The organism is Shewanella sp. BJSY2023SW007, assembly GCF_047314525.1.
Classification (GTDB): Bacteria; Pseudomonadota; Gammaproteobacteria; order Enterobacterales; family Shewanellaceae; genus Shewanella; species Shewanella chilikensis.
In genome coordinates, this window is the sequence record NZ_JBKORL010000096.1 from 12,054 (window position 1) to 24,925 (window position 12,872).

Annotated in this window: 13 protein-coding genes; all 13 read left to right on the forward strand. The window is 50.9% G+C overall.

What is annotated here, in order from left to right:
- Window positions 1–9 precede the first annotated feature (9 nt).
- The 13 genes from ACMHXE_RS16705 (at window position 10) to dinB (ending at window position 12,868) form a co-directional block, all read left to right on the forward strand.
- The gene (locus ACMHXE_RS16705; protein ID WP_101054040.1) at window positions 10–1,341 is read left to right on the forward strand and encodes a Na(+)-translocating NADH-quinone reductase subunit A; all 1,332 of its coding nucleotides are present in this window, start codon (window positions 10–12) and stop codon (window positions 1,339–1,341) included.
- Entirely contained in the window at window positions 1,338–2,537 is a 1,200-nt protein-coding gene (locus ACMHXE_RS16710; RefSeq protein WP_039033611.1) for an NADH:ubiquinone reductase (Na(+)-transporting) subunit B, read from the forward strand. Before ACMHXE_RS16705 ends, ACMHXE_RS16710 begins: the two co-directional genes overlap by 4 nt.
- Entirely contained in the window at window positions 2,530–3,318 is a 789-nt protein-coding gene (locus ACMHXE_RS16715) for a Na(+)-translocating NADH-quinone reductase subunit C (RefSeq protein ID WP_039033612.1), read from the forward strand. Before ACMHXE_RS16710 ends, ACMHXE_RS16715 begins: the two co-directional genes overlap by 8 nt.
- Complete coding sequence (locus tag ACMHXE_RS16720; protein WP_039033613.1) at window positions 3,318–3,950, forward strand: NADH:ubiquinone reductase (Na(+)-transporting) subunit D; 633 nt, start codon at window positions 3,318–3,320, stop codon at window positions 3,948–3,950. The genes ACMHXE_RS16715 and ACMHXE_RS16720 overlap by 1 nt, the downstream gene beginning before the upstream one ends.
- Before the next feature lie 5 nt (window positions 3,951–3,955).
- Window positions 3,956–4,564, forward strand: coding sequence for an NADH:ubiquinone reductase (Na(+)-transporting) subunit E (gene nqrE, locus ACMHXE_RS16725; RefSeq protein ID WP_039033614.1), 609 nt, complete (start codon window positions 3,956–3,958; stop codon window positions 4,562–4,564).
- A gap of 45 nt (window positions 4,565–4,609) precedes the next feature.
- Window positions 4,610–5,866: an NADH:ubiquinone reductase (Na(+)-transporting) subunit F gene (nqrF, locus tag ACMHXE_RS16730; RefSeq protein ID WP_101053896.1), complete on the forward strand. Its 1,257-nt coding sequence runs from the start codon at window positions 4,610–4,612 to the stop codon at window positions 5,864–5,866.
- Window positions 5,867–5,928: 62 nt separating this feature from the next.
- A complete protein-coding gene (locus tag ACMHXE_RS16735) occupies window positions 5,929–6,960 on the forward strand; it encodes an FAD:protein FMN transferase (protein WP_101053899.1) in 1,032 nt (343 codons plus the stop codon).
- Window positions 6,961–6,976: 16 nt separating this feature from the next.
- On the forward strand, window positions 6,977–7,201 hold the full coding sequence (nqrM, locus tag ACMHXE_RS16740; protein WP_025011868.1) for a (Na+)-NQR maturation NqrM: 225 nt from the start codon (window positions 6,977–6,979) through the stop codon (window positions 7,199–7,201).
- A 99-nt stretch (window positions 7,202–7,300) separates the two neighbouring features.
- Window positions 7,301–8,287 (forward strand): GGDEF domain-containing protein, encoded by a 987-nt coding sequence (locus ACMHXE_RS16745; protein ID WP_157822663.1) that lies wholly within the window; start codon window positions 7,301–7,303, stop codon window positions 8,285–8,287.
- A 162-nt stretch (window positions 8,288–8,449) separates the two neighbouring features.
- Complete coding sequence (bfr, locus tag ACMHXE_RS16750) at window positions 8,450–8,923, forward strand: bacterioferritin (RefSeq protein ID WP_101053905.1); 474 nt, start codon at window positions 8,450–8,452, stop codon at window positions 8,921–8,923.
- A gap of 10 nt (window positions 8,924–8,933) precedes the next feature.
- Entirely contained in the window at window positions 8,934–9,401 is a 468-nt protein-coding gene (gene bfr / locus ACMHXE_RS16755; RefSeq protein WP_039033619.1) for a bacterioferritin, read from the forward strand.
- A gap of 229 nt (window positions 9,402–9,630) precedes the next feature.
- Window positions 9,631–11,637, forward strand: coding sequence for a methyl-accepting chemotaxis protein (locus tag ACMHXE_RS16760; protein ID WP_413732850.1), 2,007 nt, complete (start codon window positions 9,631–9,633; stop codon window positions 11,635–11,637).
- A gap of 154 nt (window positions 11,638–11,791) precedes the next feature.
- Window positions 11,792–12,868 carry a DNA polymerase IV gene (dinB, locus tag ACMHXE_RS16765; protein WP_101054042.1) on the forward strand — a complete coding sequence of 359 codons (1,077 nt, stop codon included), beginning with the start codon at window positions 11,792–11,794 and terminating at the stop codon, window positions 12,866–12,868.
- Window positions 12,869–12,872: the final 4 nt, after the last annotated feature.

Genomic DNA, 12,872 nt, shown 5'->3' on the forward strand with positions numbered 1-12,872 from the left:
CATGTGGATATGATTACAATTAAGAAAGGATTGGATTTGCCTCTAGCAGGCGGACCAAAGCAAGTTATCCATGATGGCCCAGCCATTAAACACGTAGCTACTTTGGGTGAAGAGTATATTGGCTTACGTCCGACGATGAAGATCAAAGTGGGCGATAAAGTGCAAAAAGGTCAGGTGATTTTTGAGGATAAAAAGAATCCTGGCGTTAAATATACGGCTTTGGCCAGTGGCACAATATTAGAAATCAACCGCGGCGCCAAACGTGTTCTGCAGTCGGTCGTCATAGAGATAGAAGGGGACGAAGCCGTCTCTTTTGCCAAGTATGATGTCCAGGCTCTGGATACTCTGGAACCGCAGCAGGTTCGCGATAATCTGATTGAATCAGGTATGTGGACCGCATTGCGCACCCGTCCTTTCAGTAAGGTGCCGGCAGTGGATGCGACAGCAGCGGCTATCTTCGTGACAGCCATGGACACCCAGCCACTGGCGGGCGATCCTCAAGTTGTTATCGCTGAGCATAAAGACGATTTCGTCAACGGCCTGAAAGTACTGGCCCGACTGACAGACAAAGTCTTCGTCTGTAAAGCACCAGGAGCAGACATTCCAGCGGGTAATGCCCAAGTGGAAGAGTTTGCCGGCCCCCATCCGGCGGGTCTGCCTGGGACTCATATCCACTTCTTGATGCCTGCCTCTGCCCGTCGCAGCGTATGGTACCTGGGTTATCAGGACGTCATCGCGATAGGTCAGCTGTTTACCTCAGGTGAATTGAACAACCAGCGCATAGTGGCCATCACAGGCCCCAAAGCCAAGAACCCTCGCTTGGTGCGTACTCTGCTGGGTGCCAGCACTCAGGCCCTGACCCAAGACGAAGCCGATGGCCAAGTTCGGGTTATCTCAGGTTCTGTGCTTAACGGCCGTACAGCAATAGGTCCTCATGCTTATATGGGACGCTACTTCCAGCAGTTGACCCTGATTGAAGAGGGGACCGAGAAAGAGTTCTTCGGTTGGGTGATGCCCGGATCCGATAAATACTCCATTACCCGTGCCTTCCTGGGGCACTTGAGTCCTTCCCGACTGTTCAATATGACCAGCAGTACCGGTGGTTCCGAGCGGGCCATGGTGCCTATTGGCAACTATGAGCGGGTGATGCCTCTGGATATTCTGCCCACTATGTTGCTGCGCGATCTGCTCTCCGGTGATACCGATGGCGCCGTGGCATTGGGTGCGCTGGAGCTGGATGAGGAAGACCTGGCACTGTGTACTTTCGTATGTCCCGGTAAGTATGACTATGGTTCATACCTGCGTGACTGCTTGGAGACCGTCGAGAGGGAAGGCTTATGAGCTTGAAAGATTTTCTTGAGCGTATTGAACCGCAATTTGAAAAGGGCGGTAAATACGAGAAGTGGTATGCGCTCTATGAAGCCGCAGCGACCATTTTTTACACCCCGGGTAAAGTGAACAAGGGCAAGACCCATGTGCGCGATAACCTGGATCTGAAACGCATGATGATTACCGTTTGGGCCTGTACTTTCCCCGCCATGTTTGTCGGGATGTACAACGTGGGTCTACAGGCACAAATCGCCCTGGCCGCTGGTTTCGGTACTCCCGATGTTTGGCAGGTGGGGCTGTTTGAGCTCTTCGGTACTCAACTGACTGCCGATTCCGGCTGGGCCACCTTGATGTGGTATGGCGCCTGCTTCTTCTTGCCTATATATGCAGTGACCTTCGCGGTTGGTGGTATTTGGGAAGTGCTGTTCGCCTCGGTTCGTGGCCATGAAGTCAACGAGGGTTTCTTCGTAACCTCAGTACTGTTTGCCTTGACCTTGCCGGCAACTATCCCATTGTGGATGGTGGCACTGGGTATCACCTTTGGTGTGGTCGTGGCCAAGGAAGTGTTCGGTGGTACCGGACGTAACTTCCTCAACCCTGCACTGGCCGGTCGTGCTTTCCTGTTCTTTGCCTATCCGCTGAATATGTCCGGTGACACTTCTTGGGTCGTTGCTGACGGTTTCTCCGGCGCCACAGCGCTGAGTCAAGCGGCTTCAGGTACTCTGGACTACGCCTTCAACCAGAACTGGTGGGACGCCTTCTTTGGCTTTATTCCTGGTTCCGTCGGTGAAGTTTCTACCCTGGCTATTCTGCTCGGTGGTCTGGTTATCATCTATACCCGTATCGCTTCCTGGCGCATCGTCGGCGGCGTGATGGTAGGTATGATTGCCGTCTCTCTGCTGCTGAACCTGGTCGGTTCTGAAACCAACCATATGTTTGCCATGCCTTGGTACTGGCACCTGGTACTGGGTGGTTTTGCCTTCGGTATGATGTTTATGGCCACTGACCCAGTGTCGGCTTCCTTCACCAACCAGGCCAAATGGGCTTACGGTATCCTGATAGGTGCTATGGCAGTATTTATCCGTGTCATCAACCCTGCATTCCCTGAGGGCATGATGCTGGCGATTCTGTTTGCCAACCTGTTTGCGCCACTGTTTGACCATTTTGTAGTCCAGGCAAACATCAAGCGGAGGATTGCTCGTGGCTAGTAATAAGGATTCGTTCGGAAGAACGCTATTTGTTGTCGTTGGCCTGTGTCTTGTCTGCTCGATTTTCGTATCGACTGCAGCGGTATTGCTCAAGCCAACCCAGCAGGAAAACAAACTGCTGGATAAGCAGAAGTTTATTCTGGAAGCCGCCAACCTGATCGATACCAAATCCGGCAAGGTCAGCAAAGATGTGGTTCTGGAAACTTACAAGAAGTATGTTGAAGCCAAGGTTATCGAGCTGAAAACCGGTGACGAAGTCACAGATATCAACGGCGATACCTATGATCAACAGAAAGCCTCTCGCGATCCTGCCACCTCAGTGGTGCCTGAGCATGACATAGCTTCGGTTAAGCGGATCGCCAAAAACGCCGTGGTTTATCTGGTGCGTGATGATGCCGGTAAAGTGACCAGCGTGATCCTGCCGGTTCATGGCTATGGTCTGTGGTCAACCATGTACGCCTTCCTGGCTTTGGAACCGGACATGAATACCATCCAGAACCTGGTGTATTACAACCAAGGTGAAACCCCTGGACTTGGCGGTGAAGTTGAAAACCCAAGCTGGAAAGCCAAATGGCAGGGTAAGAAGCTGTTTGATGAGCAGGGCAACATAGCTATTACCGTGACCAAAAACCCAGCCGTTGCCGAGTCAGCTCATGGTGTTGATGCCTTGTCTGGTGCAACTTTGACCAGTAATGGTGTTCAGCATTCGCTGACATTCTGGCTGGGCGAGGAAGGTTTTGCTCGCTTTATTGAAAAAGCACGCAATGGAGGATTGAGCTAATGGCCGATAGTAAAGAACTCAAACAGGTTCTCACTGGACCTATAGTCAGCAATAACCCTATTGCGCTGCAGATCCTCGGGGTGTGTAGTGCCCTGGCGGTAACCAGTAAGCTGGAAACCGCATTGGTGATGACCATAGCATTGACGGCGGTAACCGCGTTTTCCAACCTGTTTATCTCCATCATACGTAACCATATTCCTGCCAGTGTTCGGATTATCGTACAGATGACCATTATTGCCTCGCTGGTAATAGTGGTGGATCAGGTACTGCAGGCATACGCCTATGACATCGCCAAGCAGCTGTCGGTATTCGTTGGTTTGATTATTACCAACTGTATCGTGATGGGCCGCGCCGAGGCCTATGCGATGAAGACCCCACCGCTGATGAGCTTTATGGATGGTATAGGTAACGGCCTGGGTTATGGTCTGGTACTGATGAGTGTTGGTTTTGTCCGTGAACTCTTTGGTAACGGTTCGTTGTTTGGCGTCGAGATACTTTCCAAAGTATCAGACGGTGGCTGGTATCAGCCCAACGGCCTGTTACTGCTGCCGCCAAGTGCCTTCTTCCTGATCGGTATTCTGATTTGGATAATCCGCACTTATAAGCCAGAGCAAGTAGAAGCAAAAGGGTAAGCGCGATGGAACATTATATCAGTTTGTTAATTCGCTCTGTTTTCATCGAAAACATGGCACTGGCCTTCTTCCTGGGGATGTGTACCTTCCTGGCCGTTTCCAAGAAAGTGAAGACGGCCATGGGGCTTGGGGTTGCGGTTATTGTGGTGCTGACCATTTCAGTACCTGTTAACCAGATAATCTATCAAGGTATTCTGGCTCCTGGCGCACTGGCTTGGGCTGGTGTCCCGGATGCCGATCTGAGCTTCCTTAAGTTCATTACCTTTATCGGTGTTATCGCAGCTTTGGTTCAGATCCTGGAAATGGCTCTGGATAAGTACTTCCCGCCACTGTACAACGCCTTGGGGATCTTCCTGCCGCTGATCACAGTAAACTGTGCGATTTTCGGTGCGGTATCTTTCATGGTTGAACGTGACTACAACCTGGGTGAGAGCCTGGTGTTCGGTTTCGGTTCCGGTTTTGGCTGGGCATTAGCTATCGTCCTGTTGGCCGGTATCCGTGAGAAGCTGAAGTATGCTGATGTGCCTAATGGTCTGCGTGGTCTGGGTATTACCTTTATCACTGCGGGTCTGATGGCCTTAGGTTTCATGTCGTTCTCTGGTGTGTCCCTTTAAGGGGCACCAAGCGGCTTCCGAAATTGAACCTCTAAGGATAAGTTAATGGATATTCTTGGTATTTTTAAGTCTACTCCACTCGAGGTTTACCTCGGTGTGAGTATGTTTACCGCGATAGTTCTGATCCTGGTACTGGTGATCCTGTTCGCCAAATCCAAGTTGGTCTCCAGCGGTGATATTACTATTGGCATCAACGGTGACCCAGAGAAGGCAATCACCACTGCTGCCGGTGGCAAGTTGCTGGGCGTTTTGGCCAACAACGGTATCTTCGTGTCATCAGCCTGTGGTGGCGGTGGCTCTTGTGGTCAGTGTCGTGTCAACGTTAAGTCCGGTGGCGGCGATATTCTGCCAACCGAACTGGATCATATCAGCAAGGGTGATGCCCGTAAGGGGTGCCGACTGTCTTGTCAGGTTAACGTCAAGTCAGATATGGAAATTGAGCTGGATGAAGAGATCTTCGGCATCAAGAAATGGGAATGTACTGTTATCTCCAACGATAACAAGGCAACCTTCATTAAAGAGCTCAAGCTACAGATCCCCGATGGCGAGTCAGTACCTTTCCGTGCCGGTGGTTATATTCAGATTGAAGCCCCGGCTCACCATGTGAAGTATAAAGACTTCGATATTCCAGCAGAGTATCGTGGTGACTGGGAACACTTTGGTTTCTTCAACCTCGAATCCAAGGTTGATGAAGAAACCATTCGTGCATACTCTATGGCAAACTATCCGGAAGAGTTCGGCATTATCATGCTGAACGTGCGGATTGCTACGCCTCCACCACGGAATTTGAGCCTGCCTTGTGGTAAGATGTCGTCTTACATCTGGAGTCTCAAGCCAGGTGATAAAGTCACTATCTCCGGCCCATTCGGTGAGTTCTTTGCCAAAGATACCGATGCTGAAATGGTCTTTATCGGTGGTGGTGCAGGTATGGCGCCTATGCGTTCTCATATCTTCGACCAGCTCAAGCGTCTTAAGTCCAAGCGTAAGATGAGTTTCTGGTACGGTGCCCGTTCCAAGCGCGAAATGTTCTATGTTGAAGATTTCGATGGCCTGGCGGCAGAGAATGATAACTTTGTCTGGCATGTGGCCTTGTCCGATCCTCAGCCTGAGGACAACTGGGATGGCTACACAGGCTTCATTCACAACGTGCTCTATGAGAATTACCTCAAGTCGCACGAAGCCCCTGAAGATTGCGAGTTCTACATGTGTGGACCTCCAATGATGAACGCAGCGGTAATTGCTATGCTGAAAGATCTTGGCGTTGAAGATGAAAACATCCTCCTGGATGACTTCGGTGGCTAAGCATTAGTTCATTCCCTGGCACTGCCTTTTGGCAGTGCCAGTTTGTAAGGGAAATTCATAGTATGCAGTTCAAGACCGCTAAGTTTACAACGCTGGCAAATTGGCTGGTCCTTATGGGATTGGCCTTTTTTGTTTCTGGGTGCAGCAGTCAGGATGATGTGATAGCACTTTCCGGAAGCACTATGGGCACCACTTATCATATTAAAGTGGTCAACAGTGAGCGCTTGCCGGATGCCCAGCTATTACAGGCTGAAATCGATATGGCGCTGGAGCAGGTGAACGACCAGATGTCCACCTACAGACCCGACTCCGAGCTTTCACGTTTCAATCAGCTCAAGCAAGGCCAGAGCCTGGCCGTTTCTGCTGATACTATTACCAATATTCGTGAAGGTATCAGGTTATATCAGCTCACCGATGGCGCGCTCGATATTACCCTGGGGCCCTTGGTCAACCTGTGGGGCTTTGGCCCGGACAAACGGCCTCTGGAAGTGCCTTCTGCCGAGCAGATAGCCGAGGCCAAGGTACGAATGGGGATAGATGCCATTCAAATAGAAGGGGATAAGCTCAGCAAGAGTCAGTCCAGCGTCTATGTGGACTTGTCATCCATAGCCAAAGGATTCGGGGTCGATAAAGTGGCTCGTTTGCTGGATAAGTATCAGCCCAAAGGTTATCTGGTGGAGATTGGCGGTGAGATTAGCGTTAAGGGAAGCAAAGGCGATGGCAAACCCTGGCGGGTGGCGATAGAGCAGCCGGCGGAGAATGGCCGGGCAGTGCAACAGGTGATAGAGCCTGGCACCATGGCCATGGCTACCTCGGGCGATTATCGCAACTATTATGAGGAAGACGGACAGCGCTTTACTCATATTATCGATCCCCGCAGTGGCTTTCCGGTCGAGCACAGATTGGCCTCTGTCACTGTGTTGCACCCTGACTGCATGACGGCTGATGGTTTTGCCACTGCCATGATGGTGATGGGCACAGAAGCATCACTGGCCTTAGCTGAAGAAGAGAAGCTGGCCATCATGCTGATTGAAAAACAGGACGAAGGGTTTAAGGTATACTATAGCTCTGCGTTTAAAGCCTTCGTTCACTAGAGTAATTGGAGCCTTTATGAGTACTTTTATTGCAGCCTTTGTGATACTGCTGGCGTTTTTCCTGCTGATGTCTGTGGGCTATTTAATCAAGCGCAAGGCGGTGCAGGGCAGTTGTGGTGGCCTCGGGGTCTTGGGTATAGAAAAGGCCTGCGATTGTGATGAACCTTGCGATAAACGCAAGGCCCGTGAAGCGGCTGAAGAAGCCCGGCGCGAGCGTTTAACCAAAGATAGAATTATTTGAAAAAGGGCCTCTTCGGAGGCCCTTTCTTCATTCATCGCCCTCGTCATTTTCTCCTGTACTACACTCAGTGGCAAAGCGGTCTGTAGAGGAGATATGCCCATGAGCCGGGAGCCGGAAGCTATTCTCGATTCAGTGGTACAGTTGACCGAGCAGCGGCAGTTGGATTCGCTGGCTGAGAGCCTGGTGTCCACAGTATCGCAAATGCTCAGTATAGATGAGGTGTGTATCCTGGATGTGGATAAGCTCACCAAGCGTAAAGGGGGCCTGGATGGCCAGCGCAATGTCAGTAGCGCCAGCTTGGCGGTGTCGGTCAAACTCTGTATCGAACAGCAAAGGGAGATCTGTTTCTCCAACGGTCTGCATCAGGAGTTGGCCGTTCCCATCATCATCAATGATAAACTCACCAAGGTGCTCTTGGTCAGCGCGCCTTTATTGACTGAGCAAGACAGGGTTCTACTCAGAGGTTTCGCCAAGGTCTATGAGAACTATTTTCACATAGTGGTGGAGAGCGAAACTGACAGCCTGACCAATTTATTAAACCGCAAGGCTTTTTTGCCACAGCTTTACAGTTCGGTAGAGATTGCCTGTGACCTCCTGCAGGAACAAGCGCAGGCAAGTCAGGATGCCGACGAGGAGCTCAAGCTGTGGATCTGTATCTTCGATATAGATTACTTCAAGAAAATCAACGATACCTTTGGTCATCTCTATGGCGATGAAGTCTTGTTGCAGGTTTCGGCGCTGATGAAGCAGGTGTTTAATCCCCAGGATCTTATGTTTCGTTTCGGCGGTGATGAGTTTGTTATTTTGCCGGCACCGCGAAGCCGCAGGGCGCTTATCGAATTGTGTCAGGAGTTCACCCAGAATTTGGCTCAATTGCAGCAAGAGCGTTTAGGCGGGATCCGCATCTCTATGGGCATTGTGGGAATCGATCCCCGAGTTGATCCCGGCACCTTGCTCAATCAGGCTGACAATGCACTGTATTTTGTTAAAGGCAATGGCCGTAACCAAGTAGCGTTTTATGGGCAACTGCTGGCGGAAGGCAAGCTACAGAGACCAGAGATAGAAGATGATATCGAGCTTTTTTAATCACTTGAACACAAAATCGGCTTGCTAACCTTAGTCAATATGATAATGATTATCTTTTGTAAGCTGGTGAAATTAAAGGTTAATTTGTAATACCCTCTACTTTAGGCTAGGCTGGAAAAACTTGACTTGGATCAAGTTTAATCAAAGCTAAAGGACGAGATAATGAAAGGTCATCCCAAAGTGGTTTCCCAGCTCAACAAGGTGTTGACCTGCGAGCTGACAGCCATCAATCAGTACTTCCTTCATGCCCGCATGTTCAAGAACTGGGGCCTGGAAGGACTCAACCATAAAGCCTACAAGAAATCGATTCAGGATATGAAACACGCCGATAAGCTTATCGAGCGGGTGTTGTTTCTCGAAGGCCTGCCCAACTTGCAACAGTTGGACAAGCTGCGTATAGGTGAACACAGCGAAGAGATGCTGGCCTGTGACAAACAGATGCTGGAAGAACAACTGACTGTGCTGCGTGATGCCATTGCCCTGTGTGAGATTGAACGTGATTATGTCAGTCGCGATATCCTCGAGGATCTACTGGAAGATGAAGAGGAACATCTGGATTGGCTGGAAGCTCAGTTTGAGCTGATAGGCCTGACCGGACTGGCTAACTATCTGCAATCACAGATTGAGACAGAATAAGGAGACAGATATGAAAGGCCATCAGCAAGTCATAGATGTGCTCAATAAGCTGCTGACCGGGGAACTGTCGGCAATGGATCAGTATTTCGTACATGCTCATATGTATGAAGACTGGGGGCTAAATGAGCTCTATGAGCGTATTAAACATGAGTCGGATGATGAAAGAGAGCATGCCGCCAAGTTGATTGCACGGATCCTGTTTCTGGAAGGCACTCCGGATGTTGCCAGTCGCGATGCCCTCACCATAGGTAAGAATGTGCAGGAGATGCTGCACAACGACTTGCAATATGAATACAAGGTTGCCGCCAATCTGAGAGAAGCCATCACCCTGTGTGAACAACTCAAGGACTATCAGAGCCGGGAGTTATTGGAGCTATTACTTGAAGAAACGGAAGACGACCATATGTATTGGTTGGAGAAGCAACTGGGCCTTATTGGCAAGGTTGGACTACAGAATTATATCCAGTCCAAGATGTAATGGTATTAAAGCCGTCACCACAGGAGCCGCTATTGCGGCTCTTTTGCTATCTGGTGTTGGTTGAATGCACTTAAGTTGGTAATAAGATACTGAATCGCTTCGGTTTGGTGCGGGCGATTGTTTACATAGAAAATTATATTGTTTCTTGTCATTTAATAGTCAAACTTGTTAACGGATTCTGATACATTGCTGGTTTCCTTAAATAAAAATATAACAAATAGGACTCGCAATGGAGCAGATAAGACGTTCCCTCAGTTTGCAACTTGTATTGGCTATCGCCGGTGCCCTGGCGCTGTTGTTGTCTATAGTGGCCGCAGTGATGGTTAAGAGCAGCAGCGACGATACCCGTGCCCGCATAGATCAGGACATATCGGCGCTGATCACCCTCAAGGCAAATGAAATCGGCAACTACTTCTACGCCAAGGGGCAGATTATTCACTCTGTCTTTGCTAACCCTGCCATCAATAACTGGTTTGCCAAATACCATAGCCGTGGCTCAGATCTCAGTCTCGATCCCGGTTATCAACAGCTGGTTGATTATTTCCACTTTTTCTCCGAGCAGGACAAGGAGATCAAGTCGGTGTTTTTTGGCTCGGCCAATACTTTCGAGTACTTTGATCTCAATGGTCGTTACGATGGCGATCCCGACTACTACACCAACAAACGTCCCTGGTGGCAGGAGGCGATAGCCAAAAATGGTTTGTTTGTCGGCGATCCGGCTGTGGATGCCAACGACGGCTCAATCTCGGCCACGGTCAAGACAGTAGTCAAGGATGCCAATGGTCGCCTTATAGGCATAGGTGGTATGGATATTCTCATCGATACCATAGGTAAAAATCTGCTGGCGCCAATCAAATACCGGGGCGAAGGTCAGGCATTTTTGATGACTGAGCAGGGAAAGTTGGTGTACTTCCCGGGTTTTAATCAAACGTTCCCCGCCGGCTCTGATGCGGCCGTTATTGACAATCTCAGCGGTGACAATCAGGGCTTTAGTGAACTGAAACGTGAAATGCAAACCCGGGATGCCGGTATCGCCGAAGTCACTTATCAGGGAGAGTTGCAGCGAGTGAGCTATATTGCCATTCGCGGTGATTATCCCAAGGTGCGCTGGTATTTGGGGTTCATGTTGCCCAATGAAGTGTTTCAGGCTCCTGTGAAGCAAAGCCTTTGGCAAACCAGCCTGGTTTCAGTGGGGATTATTTTACTGGTGGCGTTAACCGTTTTCCTGATGATGCTGCCGTTTCGGCGTAATCTCAATAGCCTGCTGCACACCATGGAAGATATCGCCGAGGGTGAGGGCGACTTGTCACGCCGCATTGAAATCAACCGCACCGATGAACTTGGGCGTCTTGGCGCAGCATTCAATCGTTTTGCCGCCAAGGTGCAGAGTCTGTTGCTGGAAACCCGTGAGCTCAGTGGTCGGGTGGATAATGGGGTTGCCGCCGCGGCTGAGGTGTGTGACAACGCACTGGCCTCTGTCAGTGCCCAGAAACAGGAAATTGCCTCGGTGGCTACAGCTGCTACCGAAATGGCCCACACAAGCCAGGAGATGGCGACCAACGCCCAACGAGCCGCCGAGTTTGCCGAGACGGCACTGTTGCAGTCCAGAAACGGCGCAAATGTGGTGCAGCAGGCCAGTCAGGGAATGCACTCACTTTCCACACAGGTCAACCAGGCTGCCGGGGTTATTCGGGCGCTCAGAAGCAGCTCGGAGGAGATAGGCGAGGTGCTCAGTGTGATCCGCGCCATTGCCGAGCAAACCAATCTGCTGGCACTCAACGCCGCCATTGAAGCGGCCCGCGCCGGGGAGCAGGGAAGGGGCTTTGCGGTTGTTGCCGATGAGGTGCGCACCCTGGCATCCCGCACCCAGGACTCGACGACCAATATTCAGGGCATTATCCAGACTCTGCAGCAACAGGCACAGCAAGCCGAACAGGTGATGGAAGCCGGAGTCAGGGAGGCCAACCAGGGCCAAAGCCTGACTCTGGAAGTGGAGCGAGCATTGACAGAAATCACCGCGGCAGTGGATGCCATCCAGTTGCAAACCATGGAGATCACAGCGGCTATAGGCCAGCAGGCTGTGGTGGCCGAAGAAGTGGCCTGCAATATTGAAAATGTTCGTGGCCGCTCCGATGAATCCCTGAGCGCCAGCGAAGAATTGTCACAAAAGATGCGGGCATTTCAACAGTTGGCCACGGCTCTGGGGCGCAACATAGGTCAGTTCCGCATAGATTAAGACGAGCTTTAAATCCATAAAGGAGAGCCCAGGCTCTCCTTTTTTGCTCCCGATTGAAATACCTTTACGTTATCCTGGCTTGTTAACTGTGTTTATATACAGTACTCTGTTTGTGTCCGGCTCGACCGAGCCCTTTGAGATCCGGAAAGTAAGCTTGAGAAAGATCATACATATCGACATGGACTGCTATTTTGCCGCAGTGGAGATGCGTGATTTTCCAGAATATCGTGGCCGACCTCTGGCCGTAGGTGGCAGCAGTGACAGACGCGGGGTGATAAGCACCTGCAATTATGAGGCGCGTAAATTCGGCGTTCGCTCTGCCATGGCCTCAGCCTATGCGTTAAAGCTTTGCCCGGATCTGCTGCTTATCCCCGGACGCATGTCTGTCTACAAGGAGGTCTCGGCAGAGATCCGGGCCATCTTTGCCCGGTATACCTCACTGATTGAACCTCTGTCGCTGGATGAAGCCTACCTGGATGTATCCGATAGCTCGTTATGCCAAGGCTCGGCCACCCTAATTGCCGAAGCGATTCGCGCCGATATCCTGGCGGAAACCGGCCTGACAGCCTCTGCGGGTATCGCCCCGGTCAAGTTTCTCGCCAAGGTGGCCTCGGATCTCAACAAGCCCAACGGTCAATATGTGATAACGCCACAGGCGCTGCCTGAGTTTGTTAAAACCCTGCCGCTTATCAAGATCCCCGGTGTCGGTAAGGTCACCGCCCAGAAGCTGGCTGATATGGGGCTGCATACCTGTGCGGATGTGCAAAAGGTGCCTCTGGCCATATTGCAGCAGCGGTTTGGGAAGTTTGGAACCTTACTTTATGAAAGGGCTCAGGGGATAGACGAACGGGAGTTGACTATTAACCGAGAACGTAAATCGGTCGGGGTAGAGACCACGCTGGCAGAGGATATCCATACTCTGGCTCAGTGTCGTCAGGTGATGCCACAGTTGGTTCAGGAGTTGGCCCGCCGTTTGGAGCGCGGAGCCAAAGACAGGCAAATTCAAAAGCTGGTGGTCAAACTCAAGTTTAGTGACTTTAAACAGACCACTATAGAAACCCGCTCGAATGAGTTATCTGTGCGTCTGCTGGATGACTTGCTGACCCAGGCATTGCAAAGAGCCAACGGTCGTGGCATCCGCCTGCTGGGGGTAGCTGCCGGCCTGGTCAGCCAGGATGACAGCCACTCATCGGCAGAGGAAACTATACAGCAGTTGGATTTGGCTTTCTAAATTT

Bases quoted from the DNA above. Each gene is read 5' to 3' on its own strand.
- ACMHXE_RS16705 (WP_101054040.1), top strand. From the start codon at position 10: ATGATTACAATTAAGAAAGGATTGGATTTGCCTCTAGCAGGCGGACCA.
- ACMHXE_RS16710 (WP_039033611.1), top strand. From the start codon at position 1,338: ATGAGCTTGAAAGATTTTCTTGAGCGTATTGAACCGCAATTTGAAAAG.
- ACMHXE_RS16720 (WP_039033613.1), top strand. From the start codon at position 3,318: ATGGCCGATAGTAAAGAACTCAAACAGGTTCTCACTGGACCTATAGTC.
- nqrE (WP_039033614.1), top strand. From the start codon at position 3,956: ATGGAACATTATATCAGTTTGTTAATTCGCTCTGTTTTCATCGAAAAC.
- nqrF (WP_101053896.1), top strand. From the start codon at position 4,610: ATGGATATTCTTGGTATTTTTAAGTCTACTCCACTCGAGGTTTACCTC.
- ACMHXE_RS16735 (WP_101053899.1), top strand. From the start codon at position 5,929: ATGCAGTTCAAGACCGCTAAGTTTACAACGCTGGCAAATTGGCTGGTC.
- nqrM (WP_025011868.1), top strand. From the start codon at position 6,977: ATGAGTACTTTTATTGCAGCCTTTGTGATACTGCTGGCGTTTTTCCTG.
- ACMHXE_RS16745 (WP_157822663.1), top strand. From the start codon at position 7,301: ATGAGCCGGGAGCCGGAAGCTATTCTCGATTCAGTGGTACAGTTGACC.
- bfr (WP_101053905.1), top strand. From the start codon at position 8,450: ATGAAAGGTCATCCCAAAGTGGTTTCCCAGCTCAACAAGGTGTTGACC.
- bfr (WP_039033619.1), top strand. From the start codon at position 8,934: ATGAAAGGCCATCAGCAAGTCATAGATGTGCTCAATAAGCTGCTGACC.
- ACMHXE_RS16760 (WP_413732850.1), top strand. From the start codon at position 9,631: ATGGAGCAGATAAGACGTTCCCTCAGTTTGCAACTTGTATTGGCTATC.